Below are 18,529 nucleotides of genomic sequence, written 5' to 3' on the forward strand. Positions count from 1 at the left end.
CTAACGAATGACCGATTTCTGTCCCACTCTCTATTTTTCTTTGTATCAAAAAAATGTACTTAAAATACAAAAAAGCATATATAATAGCTTGTCTTCTCAAAGTAAATCGATTATAATGAAAAAAGATGGGTTGTGTATAAAATCACAATATGTAGTGATAATTTTTCGACTCACATACCTTATCTAGTAAACGTAGAAAAAGGAGAAAAATCGTTTATGAAAAAGAGGCTTTATTCTGTTGTGATAGCAGTTGCCCTATTTTTACTAGCGGCTTTAGGATTTGCCAAACCCAATAGTCCAGCTAAAGTCCATGCAGATACGATCAATGATGTTGTGACATCTGTAAACATATCGAAATCAACTGGTGGAGCGATTACAGATCCACTCGGTGTTTGGGAGAGTTTTCAAGTTGAAGCAAACTTTGTGTTGCCGAATGGACGTGTAAAAAAGGGAGATCAGACCGTTATCCAACTTGGAGATGACTTTAAGGTCTTTGAAACGGACACCATCGATCTGCTGGATCCAAGTGGTCAAAAAGTTGCGACAGCAACGGTAGATGATCAAAGAAAAGTCATCACTGTAACCTATACGGATTATCCTGAAAGAATGGCCAATGTGACAGGAAAACTGCGTTTCTTTGCGCGTGTAGACCACCAAGTCGTCAAAGGTCAAAAGACACTTGATTTTACTCTCACGATCGATAAGAAAGTGATTTCAGGTGGGAATATCGATTACAAAGGGGTGAATCCGGGTGAAAATCCTCCTACTCCAGAAGTCTTTAGCAAATGGGGTTGGACCAACTCAGATAATAAATTAAAATTGACCTATACCTTGAACATCAATCAAGGTCACACTGCCCTTCATAATATTGATATTAAGGACCAATTGGCCTTTACAGATGGAAAAATCAAAGCAGATTCTGTCAACATCCATACAGGAACTTGGCAGGTCGATAACGAAGATGGTGCCTATCATCTGCGGAATACTACAAATGTAACCAAGAATTATTCCCCTGTTGTCAGTGCTGACGGTCGTTCTCTGACGGTTCATATCGGAGATCTAGCTCCAGAACAAGGGATGACTGTTCGCTATGATGTTTATTTGGACAAGGTCCCAGCCATCAATACATCCTACAAAAACAATGCGACGATGACCGCGACAGAAATCAAGGAGCAAAATAAGGTTGCAGATATTCTGTATCAATTCCTTGATGGAGACTTCAATGGTGAGAAATACTCCTTCACCATTCATAAAAAAGGTGAAAATGGTCAGGCTCTTGCAGGTGCTGTTTTTGCTGTGACAGCAGATGATACTGGTGAGCAAGTTGGAACCATTACGACAGATGAGAATGGTGTTGGCACCATTACTGGTTTGATCAAACAAGCTTATACGGTTCAAGAAATTCAAGCTCCAACAGGCTATGTTCTCTCGAAAGAACCTATCAAGATCAGCAAGGATGATTTTGGAAATGACCTTGCGATTACTCGTGATGTTGTGAACCAAAAAGAAAAAACAAGCGTTGCTGGCCAAAAGACATGGAATGATAATGACAACCAAGATGGCAAGCGTCCATCAAAAATCACCGTCAACCTCCTAGCAAATGGTGTCAAAGTCGCTTCTAAAGAAGTGAAACCAGATGCTACAGGAACTTGGGCTTATCATTTTGATAATCTCGATGTGGTCGATGATGCTGGCAATGTCATTGCCTACACTGTTTCAGAAGAACCTGTTGAAGGCTATGAAGCGACTATTGAAGGAACCAATATTACCAACAGTCGGACACCAGAAGTTGTTGAGATTCCAGTAACGAAAGTTTGGAAAGACAATGATAACCAAGATGGCGTTCGTCCTGACAAGGTCACTGTTCGTCTCCTTGCAGATGGTACAGAAGTAGCTAGCCAAGAGCTAAGTGCAGCGACTGATTGGAAGACAGTCTTTACCAATCTTCCAAAATACAATCACGGCAAACAAATTGTCTACACAGTCACAGAAGACACAGTAGCCAATTACTCTGCTGCGATTGATGGAACAACCATTACCAATAGCTACAAGCCAGGTAAAACCAGCGTTACTGTTACAAAACGTTGGGAAGACAACAATGACCAAGATGGCAAACGTCCAAGCGCCATTAAGGTACAGCTCTATGCAGATGGCAAAGCTCAAGGAAAAGAAGTGGAACTTTCTGCTAAAAATAACTGGACCCATACCTTTAGCAATTTGCCTCTAAAAGCGAAAGGCAAAGAGATTCAGTACCAAGTGAAAGAAGTTGGGACAGTCAAAGGCTATACTAGTACGGTCGATGACAGTAACAAGGGAAATGTAGTGATCACCAATAGCCGCACACCAGAAGTAACAGAAGTAGCGGTCAAGAAGATCTGGGATGATGCAGACAATAAAGATGATCTTCGTCCTGAAAAAATCACAGTTCGTCTCCTTGCGGATGGTCAAGAAGTAGCTGTAAAAGAAATCACAGCTACTGATAATTGGCAGGCAAGCTTCACGGATCTACCCGTATACAAGGAAGGTAAGAAGATTGCCTACACGATTACAGAGGATCCAGTAGCAGGTTATACAAGCAACATTGATGGTTTCACGGTAACCAACCGTCATACGCCACCAACAACACCTCCTACCACACCACCAAGCACACCGCCAACGACACCGCCTACAACCCCACCAACGACACCGCCAACAACACCTCCTACAACGCCACCGACGACACCACCAACAACGCCGCCAAGCACACCGGAAAAACCAGAAACTCCAACCACACCAAAAGAAGGAAAGAAAAAAATTCTTCCATCAACTGGTGAAGTTGTTGCTTACGGGTTGACCATACTCGGTGCACTCTTAGCAATTTTTGCTTTGGCTTTGCTCTTGCGTGGTAAACGGAAAGAGAAATAAGCTTCATACCGATAAAAGGCAAATATCCCAAAAGATATTTGTCTTTTTGAATAAGTTGCTTGAAGAATGATCCATCAAACTGTCCAAATTCCCAAGGTTCTTTTTAGAAAAGTGAAAAGCTCCTCTCAAAGGAAACATAAGTGTTTGACAGAAAGATGAAATCTTGATAGAATAAGAAGGTCGAATAGACAACTAACTCTTTCTTGGTAGCAGGATATGCCAAACCTGCCACTCGGATAGAGCATAAAGAAAAGGAGCTTATCATGGCAATCTCAAAAGAGAAAAAAAATGAAATCATTGCACAATACGCACGTCACGAAGGTGACACTGGTTCAGTAGAAGTACAAGTTGCTGTCCTTACTTGGGAAATCAACCACTTGAACGAACACATCAAACAACACAAAAAAGACCACGCTACTTACCGTGGTTTGATGAAGAAAATCGGTCGCCGTCGTAACTTGTTGGCTTACCTTCGTACAAACGACGTTAACCGTTACCGTGAGTTGATCAACTCTCTTGGACTTCGTCGTTAATCTGCTCTATTTTCCACTTACGCTGCGTTGTCACCTTGCCTCGATATACTCGAGTATAATCTTCGGCTACGGTTCCTAGCATCGTAAGGTAAAATAGACCAGATCTATCTCCCTTCGGGGAGATTTTTTGTTTTCACCAAGATTTTAGCCCGAGCTCAAAACAGCTCTCTGGATTCAGAGGGCTTTTTTGTTATCTTTTTTCGGACAAGATTCATGATTCTGAGTAAGTCGTTTTATTTGACAGATGTAATTGACAGAGTTACAATAGACACATCTTAAGAAATAGAGGTTATCGATATGATTGATATTACATATCTAGATGGTGCAAAACAAGAAAGAGTCATGCATTTTGATTCCTACGATGAGTTTGAACGCTCCCAACAAGCTTGCTTGATTGGGGTAGCAGATTTTTATCCTGTTGTGAAACTGACCTATAATGGGCATGAATTGGATTACCAAGGGACTTACGGAGATGTCTTCTTCTATTTGATGAAGCAAGATTTGACGCAGTACCAAAACTAAAGGAGAAAGAAAATGGCAAAAGCAATTACAGACGCAACATTTGAAGCAGAAACAAAAGAAGGCTTGGTCTTGGTAGACTTTTGGGCAACCTGGTGTGGTCCATGTCGCATGCAAGCTCCTATTTTAGAAAAATTATCGGAAGAACTTTCGGAAGATGAGTTAAAAATCCTAAAAATGGATGTGGATGAAAATCCAGAAACAGCGCGTGCTTTCGGCATTATGTCCATTCCAACCTTGCTCTTTAAAAAAGATGGGCAGGTTGTTAAACAAGTAGCAGGAGTGCATACCGCAGCACAAATTAAGGCCATTGTGGCAGAGTTGAGTTAAAAAGCAAAAAAGCTAAAGAGGAATGAACCTTCTTTAGCTTTTTTTGAATCTTATTCTCCCAATTCTGCACTGTAAGCAATAATTTGATCGACAGTGTCTGAAAGGAATTGGATGGTATCACGAAGTGGTTTGTCAGTTGAGATATCTGCTCCGATAATCATGGCTGACTCAAGTGGTGTCTTGCTACCGCCTGATTTGAGGAGGTCCAGCCAATCTTTAGCTCCGTTTTCAGAGTTTTTCAAATGCAAGTAACCCGCTGTTGAGATTACTAATCCAGCTGAGTAGGTGTAGCTGTAAAGTCCCATGTAGTAGTGGCTTTGGCGCATCCAGGTCAAAGCCGCATCGTCATCTGTTTCAACAGCGTCTCCCCAGAATTCGGTCAAGACTTCCTTCATGATGCTATTGAGCTTGCTAGCGCCGAAGGTTCCACCTTCTTCAATCAGGGTGTAGACCTTGCGTTGGAAGGCTGCTTCCAGCAAGTGGGTGATGAAGTTGTGGAAGTAGGTGTCTGTCAAACGGTGAGCTAGGGCAAAGCGTTTTTGACGAGGATCGTCAAACTGGTGTTCCAAGTAGTCGCTGAGGAGGAGCTCGTTAAAAGTAGAAGGAGCTTCCACATAGTAGGTCGACATGTGGGCGTTGAAGTAGCTTTGGTTGTTGTCTGAGAAGATGAATTGACCAGAATGTCCGATCTCATGGATCAGGGTATAAACATCGCTCATCCGTCCTGTCCAACTCATCAGGACATAAGGATGGACACGGTATGGATCGGCTGCATAACCACCGGAATCCTTGCCTTCATTGGCAGCAAAGTCGACCCAACGTTCGGTTTGGTAGCGGGCAATTTCGCGGGAATATTCTTCGCCAAGAGGTTCCACAGATTTCATGACCAAATCATAAGCATCATCAATGGTAACATCTGGGTTGAGCGCACTGTCCAAGTCCAACTTCCAATCAGCAAAGGTCATTTTCTCAAGGCCGTTGACCTTGGCCACGTGTTTGAGGAATTTTTGAGCTACTGGAGCGAAGTCCTTCATGATCAGGTCAATCTGACGATCAAACATGGCACGATCCACTTCCTGCTCAGCTAAGAGATAGTCAAATACGGAATCGTAGCCTCGCATATCTGCGATTAGTTTTTCAGATTTGACTTGGGCTAGATAGGTAGCAGCAGCCGTGTTTTGGTGCTTGCGGAGACCTTCTGAGAAGGAACGAAAGGCTTTTTCACGGACTTCCGCATTCTCATGGTTTTGGTAGAAGTTTTCATAGGTGACAAAGCTATTCTTGTAAACTTCTCCATCTACTTCAAAATCAGCCATTTCAAAGTCACCTGCCCGCATCTTGGTATAGATGTCTTGCGGTCCGTAGAAGACTTCACCAAGGTTGGTCAGAGTTTTTTCCACATCAGCTCCCAAGTAGTGAGCTTTTTTGATTTTAGCCTGACGAATGGCAAAAGTGAGGTGAGGGAGTTGTCCCAGACGTTCAAGGACTTCTTCATCCGCTTCTACCAAAGCATCATCAAAGAAGGAAAGTTCAACGCTGGCCCAAGTTTCGAAATCCATCCCTGCTTGGGCAATTTCCGCAAAAGCTTCATCGCTAAAGTCCGTCGTTTGGGGCATAAAGCTGTAGTTGCCAATGTGGCTGAGTTGGATCTGAATTTGTTCAAAGACTGCAAAGGCAGCTTCAAAGTCTTCAAAGGTGTGGAGGTTGCCTTTGTAGTTACGGACAAATTCATTGATTTCTTCACGTGTTTTTTCAATGGCACGCAAGAAGTCTTCCTGGTCTTGGTAGAGGGCTGTGAGGTCCCAGAGTTCGTTCTCAGGAAATTCAGAACGTTTTTTTAATTCCATAGTGTTCTCCTTTTGATCAAATAACTATACTAAGTATAGCAGAAAAAAGGGCAGAAACATAGAGGAAGAGGGGAAAATGCTTGTGTAAAAATCTTGAAAAGAGGTGGAAAAATCAACCATTTTTGATATACTAGGATAGATATGAGGAGGTTTTTATGAAAAAGGTTATGATTTCACTACTGGCGGGTGCGTCCGTTTTATCTTTGGTGGCTTGCACGCCTAAACGCTACGAGCGCCAAAGTAAACCAAAGACAGCAACGTCATCAACTGTTAAAAAAGAAAAGAAGGATACCGGTCAAAAGAACTATCAAGAAGTATTAGATCGCTACAAGGCTTATGCAACCGCAATTAATGCCAAAGACCAAACGGCTTTACAAAATGAACTGAAGAAGATTGAAGCAACTTCAGAAGAATATGCGTATGTCTTTAACCTTCAAACACTTGGAAGCACCAATGAGTGGCACTATGCTTTTGAGGATCTTAATCGTGATGGTAATGATGAACTGCTGATTGGGGATGGCAAAACGATTGCTGCTGTGTATTATTTGAAAGATAAGCAGCCAACCTTGCTCCATGTAGCCTATGTGGCTTCTGCAGGTGGCTATCGCTCCAGTTTAGATCTTTTCGATAATGGACAAATCGTCTACGCCACTTGGCAATCCCTTAATCCAGAAATGGAATTGACCCTTTATTCGCTAGGAAAAGGGGAGGCCAAGGAAGAAAAGAAAGCAACCATTCAAATTGGTGGCAAGGAAACGGCAGAGCAAGCTCTTGGGATTTCAGCCAAGAAGTTAGACCTCACTAAGCTCGATTGGAAAAATTTTGACGGTACAGGGGATTCCAAATCAACAGCGAAAGCAGAAGAGAAAAAATCGGGAAGCTTCCAAGTACAAGTCAGTGTAGCCGATCTTCGTATTCGGAAAGAACCGTCTACCTCCGCCCCATCTGCAGGGATGATCTCAAAAGGAACTCACACCATTACGGAAACCGTAGATGCCGATGGTCATACCTGGGGCAAGCTTGAATCTGGACAAGGCTGGATCGCCCTTGACTTCACAACGCGTGTGGATGGTTCTAAATCAGCAAGCACAAGTAAGAAAAGCAGTGGAATGAATATTCAAGAAATTCAGAACGGTGATTTTTCAAGTATTGCAGGGACCTGGAGAAATGGGAAAGGAATGAGTGTAACATTTGATGATAACGGTATATCAAAGATAAATGGTGCACCAACAGATCAGGTTGTAGACCGCTTTAATCATGAATTTGGATACTTAAGTAGTAGTGTTCATTCAACTGCCCCAGCTGGTGCTTCAGCAATGAGTTTTTTCCCAGCAGGTCAAGAGTTTCCTGCATCATTAAAATATGGAAATTTTTCTGTTGATAATAGTAAGGATATTATTTATTGGGGTCAGAATGTTATTTCAGATCAAAGCGACTTGTTCTATAAGGAAGACTAAAAAAGGTTAGAAAAACAAAAAATTATATTTGCTAGTGGTCTCTTCATTGATACTGAGTAAATAGATTTCCTTTGATAGACTAGGATAAAAAAATAGGAGATATTGTGAAAAAATTTATTATTTTATTCTTAACAGTTGGTTCGGTAATTTCCCTAGCAGCCTGCGCCCCAAAACGCTATGAGCGTAAGCACAGTCCAGTAGGAGCTTCATCGGTCAAAAAATCATCTGACAAGGCGCAAGAAAAAGAACAGTCAGAAGAAGCTAAGTCAGATGAGCATGATAAAGAAGCCATTGGGACCTTGTCAAAAGCGGACCAAGCGGATATCTACTCGATCATTGAAAACAGTGCGTCTTTGACCTATTCACTTCAGGTGCAACCGACTCGCTTGCTAGAGTTGAACAATGATCACGGTGCGGTTGATGGTTACCCGCAAGACATGTTCATTGATTACTACAATACCTACACGCCGGGAACCTATAATCTGCAAGATGTCATTGATAAATTGAATGCAGAAGAGACATCGGACTCTATCCGCAGTCTGTCACAAGACAAGCTGATCCAACTGACAAACGAAAAGAAGGACGGCTGGCTCTATTCGACAAAAGACAAGGCCTTCTACGAAATTGTACCTGGTGGTCGTGGAGGAGCGATGCCACCGATGGAAATCCCTTCGCCTGATGAATGGGTGGTCAATGAAGATTCAGTTGAAGTGACAACGACTATCCAAGGTACTTCCGATCCATACAGACGTTTTGTCTTGAAACGTAACAATAAGAACTACAAGGGTGGAAGCCATAAAACACGCTTTTATGTCGACAGTACAGAATTCGCGAAATCTTAAAAATAAATAGAAGCTATACCTGGATCTAAAATTTTTATATAGGTCTCTTAGAAGATTCGCAGAAAAAGGCCCTTAAAGCCTTTTTCTTTTGGGCTTGAATATGTTAAAATAAAAGGTATACGTGCTTGGATACAAAGATGAGGATATAACAAATAGATGGGCTCTTGAAATTCCTATCTCGTTGAGTTGGGTAGCCTTAGTATCTTGAGTAATTGAATTTTGGCCTCATTTCTTAGGAAAAAAGATAAGCTTCCTAGCACTCATCGAGTGCGGCGTCACCTTCCTATTTTTCTACAGAAATGTTCGGCAAGCCGAACCGTCCAAAATATCTTGATAGTTGAACACGGGCTAAATCCCTAGTGAAAAAGATAGATTTCCTAGTGTGCGTGGCACACTGCGTCAATCTCCTATTTTCATACGGGATTCTTCACGCCCTTTGTATCCTGATTTTTGTAGGCAAGTCGTATAATTTTATCAATCCAAAGGGGATTACAATGACAAAACAAGTGTTTCAAACGACTTTTGCGGGTCGTGAGTTAATCGTAGAAACTGGTCAGGTTGCCAAGCAAGCAAATGGCTCTGTTGTCGTGCGTTATGGGGAGTCGACTGTCTTGACGGCAGCTGTCATGTCTAAGAAGATGGCAACTGGGGATTTCTTCCCACTTCAAGTCAACTACGAAGAAAAAATGTATGCGGCTGGGAAATTTCCTGGTGGCTTTATGAAACGGGAAGGTCGTCCTTCTACAGATGCGACCTTGACAGCGCGTTTGATTGACCGTCCGATCCGTCCAATGTTTGCGGAAGGTTTCCGTAACGAAGTGCAAGTTATCAACACAGTCCTTTCTTACGATGAAAATGCATCTGCCCCAATGGCAGCTATGTTTGGTTCATCCTTGGCTCTTTCTATCTCAGATATTCCGTTTGACGGACCTATCGCTGGGGTACAAGTAGGCTATGTTGACGGAGAAATCGTCATCAACCCTACTCAAGAACAAGCAGAGCAATCGCTTCTTGAATTGACAGTAGCTGGTACTAAACACGCTATCAACATGGTAGAGTCTGGTGCCAAAGAATTGTCAGAAGAAATCATGTTGGAAGCTCTTCTGAAAGGGCACGAAGCCGTTAAAGAATTGATTGCCTTCCAAGAAGAAATCGTTGCGGCAGTTGGGAAAGAAAAAGCAGAAGTGGAATTGCTTCATGTAGATGCTGACTTGCAGGCTGAAATCATCGCAGCCTACAACAGTGACCTTCAAAAAGCGGTTCAAGTTGAAGAAAAATTGGCGCGTGAAGCTGCAACTCAAGCAGTGAAAGATCAAGTAACGGCTGTTTACGAAGAAAAATATGCCGACCACGAAGAGTTTGATCGCATCATGCGGGACGTGGCTGAAATCTTGGAACAAATGGAACACGCAGAAGTGCGCCGTTTGATCACAGAAGACAAGGTTCGTCCGGATGGTCGTAAGGTCGATGAAATCCGTCCTTTGGATGCACAAGTTGACTATCTTCCTCGTGTGCACGGTTCAGGTCTCTTTACGCGTGGACAAACGCAAGCCCTTTCTGTCTTGACCTTGGCACCAATGGGTGAAACGCAAATCATCGATGGTTTGGATCCTGAGTATAAGAAACGCTTTATGCACCACTACAACTTCCCACAATACTCGGTTGGTGAAACAGGTCGTTACGGTGCGCCTGGTCGTCGTGAAATTGGTCACGGTGCTCTCGGTGAGCGTGCCCTTGCTCAAGTATTGCCAAGCTTGGAAGAATTCCCATATGCGATTCGTCTAGTAGCAGAAGTATTGGAATCAAATGGTTCTTCATCTCAAGCATCTATCTGTGCGGGAACTCTTGCCCTTATGGCGGGGGTGTGCCAATCAAGGCCCCAGTAGCAGGTATTGCCATGGGTCTCATTTCAGATGGAAGCAACTACACAGTATTGACAGATATCCAAGGTTTGGAAGACCACTTTGGAGACATGGACTTTAAGGTTGCAGGTACGCGTGATGGGATTACAGCCCTTCAAATGGATATCAAGATCCAAGGGATCACTGCAGAAATCTTGACTGAAGCACTTGCTCAAGCCAAGAAAGCGCGTTTTGAAATCCTTGATGTCATCGAAGCAACCATTCCAGAAGTGCGTCCAGAATTGGCGCCAACTGCTCCGAAAATTGATACCATCAAGATTGATGTCGACAAGATTAAGATTGTCATCGGTAAGGGTGGAGAAACCATCGATAAGATCATCGCTGAAACAGGCGTTAAGATTGATATCGACGAAGAAGGTAACGTATCTATCTACTCGAGCGACCAAGATGCGATTAACCGTGCCAAAGAGATCATTGCTGGTTTGGTGCGTGAAGCCAAAGTGGATGAAGTCTACCATGCCAAAGTGGTTCGGATTGAGAAATTCGGTGCCTTTGTCAACCTCTTTGATAAGACAGATGCCCTCGTTCATATCTCTGAAATGGCTTGGACGCGCACCAACCGTGTTGAAGACTTGGTAGCGATCGGCGATGAAGTCGATGTTAAGATTATCAAGATTGATGAAAAAGGTCGTGTCGATGCTTCTATGAAGGCACTATTGCCACGTCCGCCAAAACCTGAACATTCAGAAGAAAAAGGTGAAAAGGGTCCTCGCCATGGCGATCGTCCTCGTCACCACAATAAAGACCACAAACCTAAAAAAGACTTTACCATTACACAAAAAGATTCAGAATAATCATTAGAAAAGGAGGAGCACGGTATGGGATGGTGGCGTGAAACCATCAATATTGTAAAAGAAAATGACCCAGCAGCGCGTACCTCGCTGGAGGTCCTTTTGACCTATCCGGGCGTCAAAGCACTGGCAGCTCACCGTGTTTCCCACTTTTTGTGGAACCATGGTTTTAAGCTCTTGGCGCGGATGCACAGCCAATTCTGGCGTTTTTGGACCCAGATCGAGATCCATCCAGGTGCGACCATTGCTTCTGGTGTCTTTATCGACCATGGATCGGGCCTCGTTATCGGGGAAACAGCCATTGTTGAAAAAGGCGTTATGCTCTACCACGGGGTGACCCTTGGGGGAACAGGAAAGGATGTCGGCAAACGCCATCCAACGGTTCGTGAAGGAGCCTTGGTCTCCGCCCATGCTCAGGTCATCGGCCCAGTGGAAATCGGAGCTAAGGCCAAAGTCGGAGCAGGAGCTGTCGTGGTCTCAGATGTTCCAAGTGATGTGACCGTTGTCGGTGTTCCTGCCAAGATCGTGCGGGTGCACGGTCGAAAAGACGCACCAGTCATTCACCAAGAAGAAGAAAAACGCGAATACTACATGAACAAGCTGGAGCATGCCAAGGAAGCCAGTCATCGGTCTTCGAGTTTGTAAGGAGATCGCTACGTGATTCAATCAACCAATACATTGAATGACCACCAACTACTGGAAGCAAAAGCCCTTATTGCCGTCTGTCAGAACTATGACGGAACGTTTCGGGATCCTTATCTCTCCAATATGCTCAATTTTGACCCCGATATGCCCGCCTTTTTCCTTTATTATGAAAAAGGTGAACTTGTTGGCCTATTAACCGTTTATGCGGATGACCCAGATGTGGATGTGGCGATTCTGGTCCACCCTAATCATCGTCGTCAGGGAATTGCGCGGGCTTTGTATAGAAGTTTTGAGAAAGAAACGGCATCTTATCCAATTGAGTCTGTAACTTTTCAAACAGAGCGTGTTTTTCTAGAGAATCATCCTGATTTTGCCAGCAATTGGGGACTGGTTGAGGATGACGAAACAGAAACCTGGTTAGGACGTGATCGAACCGCTTATGCATTAGATTCCCGTTCGGATGTCGATGTGCTCTTGGCAGAACCTTCTTATCTTGAAACCATTGCCCAGCTCCACCACCAAACCTTTTCAGATGAAGTGGAAGCACCGGAAGTGAGCCACAGATACATTTCTGAGGCCTTGAAGGATCCTGATAGTCTGCTGTACATATTACTCAAAGAAGGTCAAGTGATTGGCGTTTGTACGGTCGATGTATCTGGAAAATGCAATTACCTTTATGGACTTGCGATTGCTGAAGTCTATCGTGGGCAAGGTTACGGAAGCTATCTAGCAAAATCCCTCGTCAACCAACTCATTGAGCAAAATGATAAGGAATTTCAGATTGCAGTGGAAGATAGCAATGTAGGTGCCAAACGCTTGTATGAAAAGATTGGCTTTATCAAACAGACTCAGGTGGTTTACTTGAAGCCAAAAGAGTAGAAACAGAAAGGAAATGAAGCGTGTTAAAAATTTATGATACTATGTCTCGTGATTTGCGAGAATTTATCCCCATCGAGGAAGGAAAGGTCCGCATGTATGTTTGTGGGCCAACGGTTTACAACTATATCCACGTAGGGAATGCCCGCTCAACAGTGGCCTTTGACACGATTCGTCGCTACTTTGAGTATCGTGGCTACGAAGTTGCCTACATTTCCAACTTTACAGATGTGGATGATAAGATCATTAACCGTGCCAAAGAAGAAGGCATCACACCTCAGGAAGTGGCAGACAAGTACATTGCGGCCTTTCGTGAGGATGTGACAGCTCTTGGCGTGAAACCTGCAACCCGCCACCCTCGTGTGGTCGAGTTTATGGATGACATCATTCGTTTTGTCGCTAACTTGATCGAAAAAGGCTATGCCTACGAGAGCCAAGGCGATGTCTATTTCCGTGTGGAGAAATCCCACAACTATGCAAAATTAGCCAATAAAACCCTAGAAGACTTGGAGTTAGGTGCTTCTGGTCGGACAGATGAGGAAACAGCTCGCAAGGAAAATCCAGTCGACTTTGCCCTCTGGAAAGCTGCCAAACCAGGAGAGATTTCTTGGGATAGCCCTTGGGGACCTGGTCGTCCGGGTTGGCACATTGAGTGTTCGGTCATGTCAACGGGGATTTTAGGGGATACTATTGATATCCACGGTGGTGGAGCTGACCTTGAGTTTCCACACCATACTAATGAAATTGCCCAGTCTGAAGCTAAAACAGGCAAGACTTTTGCCAACTACTGGATGCACAATGGCTTTGTCAATATTGATAATGTCAAGATGTCCAAGTCTTTAGGCAACTTTATCACTGTGCATGATGCATTGAAGACTATCGACGGCCAAGTGCTTCGCTTCTTCTTTGCAACCCAGCACTACCGCAAGCCCATTAACTTCACAGAAAAAGCGGTGCGCGATGCGGAGACCAACCTCAAGTATTTGAAAAATACCTATGAGCAACCGTTCACAGGAGAAGTGGATCCAGCAGACTTGCAAGGCTTTGTGGACAAGTTTATCGTGGCTATGGATGAAGATATCAATGCGGCAAACGGAATTACTGTCGTCTTTGAATTGGCTAAATGGATCAATTCAGGCCACTACAATCAAGATGTCAAGGATGCCTTAACCAAGATGTTAGAAGTCTTTGGAGTGGTCTTTGTCGAAGAAGTCTTGGATGCAGATATTGAAGCCTTGATCGCTGAACGTCAGGAAGCGCGGGCTAAGAAAGATTTTGCGCGAGCAGATGCCATTCGCGATGAATTGGCTGCACAAGGAATCAAGCTCTTGGATACAAAAGAAGGTGTAAGGTGGACACGTGATTGATGTCAATCTAATCAATGGGATTGCCCTTGCCTTTGAGGGAGATGCGGTCTATTCCATGTATATTCGCAGACACCTGATTTTTCAAGGGATGACCAAGCCCAATAAGCTTCACCAGGCTGCCACCCGCTATGTCTCTGCTAGGGCTCAGGCCAGCTTGATTGAAAGCATGCTGGAGCAAGAAATTCTGACGGAAAAAGAGTTGGAGATCTACAAGCGCGGTCGCAATACCAATAGCCATACCAAGGCCAAAAATGCGGATGTCGTGACCTATCGGATGTCGACGGGCTTCGAGGCTGTCATGGGCTATCTCCATATGACGGGGGAGCTCTCTCGTCTAGAAGAGCTGATTGACTGGTGCATCCAGCAAGTAGAAGAAGGAAGAAAGCAGTGAAAAATATCAGAGAGTGGTTTCCTCATGCAGAGGTGACGGATCAAGCCAATCCACCAGCTGGTTATGTAGCCATTCCCCTTCAGGCTCATCAATGGCTGCTGCTGAAGGAAGAAGAGCTAACCGAGCGAGAAAAACAATTGATTGCCTGGTTGGGCGGTGAAGAAGAGGTTGCCCCTAATCCTTGGTACCAGTACCTGATCGATGGAAAGGGAGAAGCCCCTCAAGTCATCAAAAAAATGCAGCTTGTCTATTGCCACCTCTCGCATTCAACAGCGGAAGGGACGGCTTCCTGGTTAGAGATGATGCAGACACTATTGCCCAATTTTCGGGCAGTCTTGCAGCTGAGTGGACAGGACTACGTACTCATTCTAGATCAAGAGCAGTCACTGGCAGTGGCTGATATCTTAAAAGATACCGTCTCTGCCATGGAGTATGACTTCAACATTCGTTTATCTATCCTGGTCGGGCAAGTATGGACTGAGTCAAAAGCTGGGAAAGTATCTCCTGTCATCCGAGCAGAACAGGCGGTTTTTCTAGCTTGGATTCGAGAAGGCCATCAAGGTGTTTATCGCTTTTCTCAACTCTACCTATGGGGAATCGAGCAGGCAGATTTGGATCTCCATCCTATCAAAGAACGCTTGCATCAGTTAATTGGGAGTCAAGACCAGTTGCAGGACATCATTGTCGCCCTATGGGACAATGGGGCAGTTGTAACCAAGGCGGCCCAGCAACTTTATCTCCATCGCAATTCCCTTCAATACAAGATTGACAAATGGGAAGAGCTAACGGGTCTCCAGTTAAAAAATCTGACTGATCTAGCCCTTTGTTACCATTTGGTTCTACAGGATGTGATTTAAACGGAATCAATCCAGAGTTTTGTGCAACTTGCACAAAACTCTTTTTCTTTTTTGTGAGACTTGCCATAGATTTGTAAAACGTTTTCATTTACAATAGAACTATAAAAATCAAAGGAGTACCATCATGGTAGAATTGAATCTTAAAAATATTTACAAAAAATATCCAAACAGCGAACACTACTCAGTTGAAGACTTCAACTTGGACATCAAAGACAAAGAGTTTATCGTTTTCGTAGGTCCTTCAGGATGTGGTAAATCAACGACTCTTCGTATGATCGCTGGTCTTGAAGACATCACAGAAGGTGAATGTTCCATCGATGGTACTGTTGTAAACAACGTAGCACCTAAAGACCGTGATATCGCCATGGTATTCCAAAACTACGCTCTTTACCCACACATGACTGTGTACGATAACATGGCCTTTGGTTTGAAATTGCGTAAATACAGCAAGGAAGATATCGACAAACGTGTACAAGAAGCAGCTGAAATCCTTGGCTTGAAAGAATTCTTGGATCGTAAACCAGCTGACCTTTCTGGTGGTCAACGTCAACGTGTGGCCATGGGTCGTGCCATTGTCCGTGATGCAAAAGTGTTCTTGATGGACGAACCTTTGTCAAACTTGGATGCTAAACTTCGTGTATCCATGCGTGCTGAAATTGCGAAAATCCACCGTCGTATCGGTGCTACAACCATCTACGTAACTCACGACCAAACAGAAGCGATGACATTGGCTGACCGTATCGTTATCATGTCTGCTACTAAAAACCCTGCAGGTACTGGTACAATTGGACGTGTAGAACAAATCGGAACTCCACAAGAAGTGTACAAAAACCCAGTCAACAAATTCGTAGCTGGATTCATCGGAAGCCCTGCAATGAACTTCATTAACGTGAAATTGGAAGGTGGATACATCGTTGCCAATGGCTTGAATTTGAAAGTTCCAGAAGGTGCTTTGAAAGTTCTTCGTGAAAAAGGCTATGATGGTAAAGAAATCATCTTTGGTATCCGTCCAGAAGACGTGAATACAGAAGCTGCTTTCCTTGAAACATTCCCAGAATCAGTAGTAAAAGCAACCATCTCTGTATCTGAATTGCTTGGTTCAGAATCTCACTTGTACTGCCAAGTTGGTGACAACGAATTCATCGCTAAAGTAGATGCACGTGACTACCTTGGAACTGGTGAAACCATCGAACTTGGATTTGACTTGAACAAAGCTCACTTCTTCGACAAAGAAACTGAAAAAACAGTATACTAATACCTACTGAAACTGTAGAGACTGAGACGATATGTCTCGGTCTCTTTCATTTTAAGGAGACAAAACATGGAAAAAGACTGGTGGAAGGGGAAGGTCGCTTATCAGATCTACCCAAAAAGCTTTAAAGATAGCAATGGTGATGGCGTTGGGGATTTGAAAGGAATCACGGAGAAACTCGATTACCTTCAAGACTTAGGGATTGATATTCTCTGGTTATCCCCTATTTACAAGAGTCCTTTTATTGACCAGGGTTATGATATTTCTGACTATTATGCCATTGATCCTATTTTTGGAACCATGGAAGATATGGAAGAGTTGATCGCGGAAGGCAAGAAACGGGGCATTTCCATCATCATGGACCTGGTGGTCAACCACTGCTCCAGTCATCACGAATGGTTCCAAAAGGCTTTAGAAGATCCAGATGGTCCTTATGCGGATTACTTTTATTTCATCGAAAGTGACAAGGAACCCAACAACTGGGAAAGTTACTTTGGAGGCAGTGTTTGGGAGCCGGTTCCTGGTACCAACAAATACTATCTCCATTCTTTCCACAAGGATCAGCCGGATCTCAATTGGCAAAATCCTATCTTGCGCGAAGAGATTTATAAGATGATTAATTGGTGGTTGGACAAGGGAATTGCGGGCTTCCGGATCGATGCCATTATCAACATCAAAAAGGATTTAGAATGGCGTTCGCTTCCGTCCGATCGTGACAATGGCCTGGTCCCAGTTCCGGAATCGCTGGTCAATGCCCAACCGATTGAACCATTCTTGCAAGAGTTAAAAGAGCGTACTTTTGCCAAGTACAATGCCTTCACTGTAGGGGAAGTTTTCAATGAAACCGATGAAGAGTTGCACTTCTTTATTGGAAAAGATGGTGTCTTCTCTTCTATCTTTGACTTCAAACAAACCATGCTGGGGCAGGAAGGAAAAGGCTGGTTTGACCATAGTCTTCCGACAGCAGATGAACTCAAGGAAAGTATTTTTCAAGCGCATGAGCGTGCAGATAGTATTGGGGTTCTATCGACCATCATTGAAAACCACGATGAGCCTCGTGGGGTGTCCCACTATATCGCAGAAGGTCAAGTCAACGACACGAGTAAAAAAGCTCTGGGAACTATTCAAATCTTGCGTAAGGGAATTCCTTTTATCTACCAAGGCCAAGAAATTGGAATGGAGAACCAAGTCTTTGAATCAGTGGAGGATTTTGATGATATCGCGACCATCAATGGCTACCACGTTGCGAAAGAAGCTGGTTTGAGCGAGGAAGAAGCCTTGGCAGCGATTGCCAAATACAGCCGGGACAATGCGCGGACGCCGATGCAATGGTCGGCAGAGCCAGGATTGGGCTTTAGCGATGGGTCAGCTTGGTTGATCAGTCCCAAACCAGATGTTGCCATCAATGTGGAAGTTCAGGAAAAGGATCCCAATTCCATCTTGAATTATTATCGGCAGTTGACGGCCTTGTATCACCATCCCCTCTATGGAAATACCGTTCGGTTTGGAGATATGATTCCAGAGTATCGGGACCGTGAAAACATCATCGCCTTTGAACGTCGTGGGGACAAGCGTCTCTTGGTGATCAGCAATTTCCAAAATCGCCAAGCTAGCTTGGAGTTGCCGGCTCCGATTAAAACGGTCGTTTTAAATAATACTGCTGGGTTGTTCCATGAAGGAGACCAAGTGCTCGAATTAGTCCCTTACCAAACTGTTGTGTTGGAATTGGTGGAATAGAAAAGAACCTTCGCAGACGCGAAGGTTCTTTTGAAGATATATCTTTTGAAACTTTCCTTAGGTGAGTACGGACGTCAGCGAACTTCTACGAAGTTCCATGACTAATTATTGAGCCTGAGGTCTCAATAATTCCGCGTGCTTGAAACATAATAGTTTCAAGCACTTTTCTCACGGCGGAAAGTTTCAGTATAAGACTGAATACTGCTAAATACTAGAGCGAGTTTTATACCTTTTGTCTAATTTCTTAGATTATTTCATA

Annotated in this window: 14 protein-coding genes and 1 pseudogene; 14 read left to right on the forward strand and 1 reads right to left on the reverse strand. The window is 43.8% G+C overall.

Features of this window, described 5'->3' with window-relative positions; all coding sequences use genetic code 11:
- Nucleotides 1–216 precede the first annotated feature (216 nt).
- The 4 genes from HMPREF2918_RS05380 to trxA all read left to right on the forward strand — a co-directional run bounded on the left by HMPREF2918_RS05380 (nucleotide 217) and on the right by trxA (nucleotide 4,286).
- Nucleotides 217–2,904: a Cna B-type domain-containing protein gene (locus tag HMPREF2918_RS05380; RefSeq protein WP_070594796.1), complete on the forward strand. Its 2,688-nt coding sequence runs from the start codon at nucleotides 217–219 to the stop codon at nucleotides 2,902–2,904.
- A gap of 263 nt (nucleotides 2,905–3,167) precedes the next feature.
- Entirely contained in the window at nucleotides 3,168–3,437 is a 270-nt protein-coding gene (gene rpsO / locus HMPREF2918_RS05385) for a 30S ribosomal protein S15 (RefSeq protein WP_003004251.1), read from the forward strand.
- A gap of 297 nt (nucleotides 3,438–3,734) precedes the next feature.
- Nucleotides 3,735–3,959 (forward strand): DUF4649 family protein, encoded by a 225-nt coding sequence (locus HMPREF2918_RS05390; RefSeq protein WP_024054957.1) that lies wholly within the window; start codon nucleotides 3,735–3,737, stop codon nucleotides 3,957–3,959.
- Between the two features lie 12 nt (nucleotides 3,960–3,971).
- Complete coding sequence (gene trxA / locus HMPREF2918_RS05395; protein ID WP_003013593.1) at nucleotides 3,972–4,286, forward strand: thioredoxin; 315 nt, start codon at nucleotides 3,972–3,974, stop codon at nucleotides 4,284–4,286.
- 50 nt (nucleotides 4,287–4,336) lie between these two features.
- Here the strand turns inward: trxA and pepF are convergent, their stop codons facing one another.
- The gene (gene pepF / locus HMPREF2918_RS05400) at nucleotides 4,337–6,133 is read right to left on the reverse strand and encodes an oligoendopeptidase F (protein ID WP_070594797.1); all 1,797 of its coding nucleotides are present in this window, start codon (nucleotides 6,131–6,133) and stop codon (nucleotides 4,337–4,339) included.
- Between the two features lie 155 nt (nucleotides 6,134–6,288).
- Between pepF and HMPREF2918_RS05405 the strand changes: the two genes are divergently transcribed.
- From HMPREF2918_RS05405 to HMPREF2918_RS05450, 10 genes and pseudogenes are all read left to right on the forward strand, one after another.
- Entirely contained in the window at nucleotides 6,289–7,590 is a 1,302-nt protein-coding gene (locus HMPREF2918_RS05405) for a DUF6287 domain-containing protein (RefSeq protein ID WP_070594798.1), read from the forward strand.
- A 104-nt stretch (nucleotides 7,591–7,694) separates the two neighbouring features.
- The gene (locus HMPREF2918_RS05410; protein ID WP_021154407.1) at nucleotides 7,695–8,432 is read left to right on the forward strand and encodes a hypothetical protein; all 738 of its coding nucleotides are present in this window, start codon (nucleotides 7,695–7,697) and stop codon (nucleotides 8,430–8,432) included.
- A gap of 494 nt (nucleotides 8,433–8,926) precedes the next feature.
- Nucleotides 8,927–11,148 (forward strand): annotated as a pseudogene (pnp, locus tag HMPREF2918_RS05415) (polyribonucleotide nucleotidyltransferase).
- A gap of 24 nt (nucleotides 11,149–11,172) precedes the next feature.
- Nucleotides 11,173–11,790 (forward strand): serine O-acetyltransferase, encoded by a 618-nt coding sequence (gene cysE, locus HMPREF2918_RS05420; RefSeq protein ID WP_070594799.1) that lies wholly within the window; start codon nucleotides 11,173–11,175, stop codon nucleotides 11,788–11,790.
- Between the two features lie 12 nt (nucleotides 11,791–11,802).
- Nucleotides 11,803–12,669 (forward strand): GNAT family N-acetyltransferase, encoded by an 867-nt coding sequence (locus HMPREF2918_RS05425; protein WP_070594800.1) that lies wholly within the window; start codon nucleotides 11,803–11,805, stop codon nucleotides 12,667–12,669.
- A 20-nt stretch (nucleotides 12,670–12,689) separates the two neighbouring features.
- Complete coding sequence (gene cysS, locus HMPREF2918_RS05430) at nucleotides 12,690–14,033, forward strand: cysteine--tRNA ligase (protein ID WP_070594801.1); 1,344 nt, start codon at nucleotides 12,690–12,692, stop codon at nucleotides 14,031–14,033.
- The gene (locus HMPREF2918_RS05435; RefSeq protein WP_003004765.1) at nucleotides 14,026–14,424 is read left to right on the forward strand and encodes a Mini-ribonuclease 3; all 399 of its coding nucleotides are present in this window, start codon (nucleotides 14,026–14,028) and stop codon (nucleotides 14,422–14,424) included. Before cysS ends, HMPREF2918_RS05435 begins: the two co-directional genes overlap by 8 nt.
- Complete coding sequence (locus HMPREF2918_RS05440; RefSeq protein ID WP_070594802.1) at nucleotides 14,421–15,281, forward strand: helix-turn-helix domain-containing protein; 861 nt, start codon at nucleotides 14,421–14,423, stop codon at nucleotides 15,279–15,281. The genes HMPREF2918_RS05435 and HMPREF2918_RS05440 overlap by 4 nt, the downstream gene beginning before the upstream one ends.
- A 124-nt stretch (nucleotides 15,282–15,405) precedes the next feature.
- Nucleotides 15,406–16,536: an ABC transporter ATP-binding protein gene (locus HMPREF2918_RS05445; protein WP_031576152.1), complete on the forward strand. Its 1,131-nt coding sequence runs from the start codon at nucleotides 15,406–15,408 to the stop codon at nucleotides 16,534–16,536.
- Nucleotides 16,537–16,602: 66 nt separating this feature from the next.
- Nucleotides 16,603–18,270: an alpha-glucosidase gene (locus HMPREF2918_RS05450; RefSeq protein WP_070594803.1), complete on the forward strand. Its 1,668-nt coding sequence runs from the start codon at nucleotides 16,603–16,605 to the stop codon at nucleotides 18,268–18,270.
- Nucleotides 18,271–18,529 lie beyond the last annotated feature (259 nt).

The organism is Streptococcus sp. HMSC065C01, assembly GCF_001813525.1.
GTDB lineage: Bacteria > Bacillota > Bacilli > Lactobacillales > Streptococcaceae > Streptococcus > Streptococcus parasanguinis_V.

What these genes read in the sequence shown, in the direction of transcription:
- HMPREF2918_RS05450 (WP_070594803.1), top strand. Translation starts at nt 16,603, where the DNA reads ATGGAAAAAGACTGGTGGAAGGGGAAGGTCGCTTATCAGATCTACCCA.
- trxA (WP_003013593.1), top strand. Translation starts at nt 3,972, where the DNA reads ATGGCAAAAGCAATTACAGACGCAACATTTGAAGCAGAAACAAAAGAA.
- HMPREF2918_RS05390 (WP_024054957.1), top strand. Translation starts at nt 3,735, where the DNA reads ATGATTGATATTACATATCTAGATGGTGCAAAACAAGAAAGAGTCATG.
- HMPREF2918_RS05380 (WP_070594796.1), top strand. Translation starts at nt 217, where the DNA reads ATGAAAAAGAGGCTTTATTCTGTTGTGATAGCAGTTGCCCTATTTTTA.
- pepF (WP_070594797.1), bottom strand. Translation starts at nt 6,133, where the DNA reads ATGGAATTAAAAAAACGTTCTGAATTTCCTGAGAACGAACTCTGGGAC.
- cysE (WP_070594799.1), top strand. Translation starts at nt 11,173, where the DNA reads ATGGGATGGTGGCGTGAAACCATCAATATTGTAAAAGAAAATGACCCA.
- HMPREF2918_RS05405 (WP_070594798.1), top strand. Translation starts at nt 6,289, where the DNA reads ATGAAAAAGGTTATGATTTCACTACTGGCGGGTGCGTCCGTTTTATCT.
- rpsO (WP_003004251.1), top strand. Translation starts at nt 3,168, where the DNA reads ATGGCAATCTCAAAAGAGAAAAAAAATGAAATCATTGCACAATACGCA.
- HMPREF2918_RS05445 (WP_031576152.1), top strand. Translation starts at nt 15,406, where the DNA reads ATGGTAGAATTGAATCTTAAAAATATTTACAAAAAATATCCAAACAGC.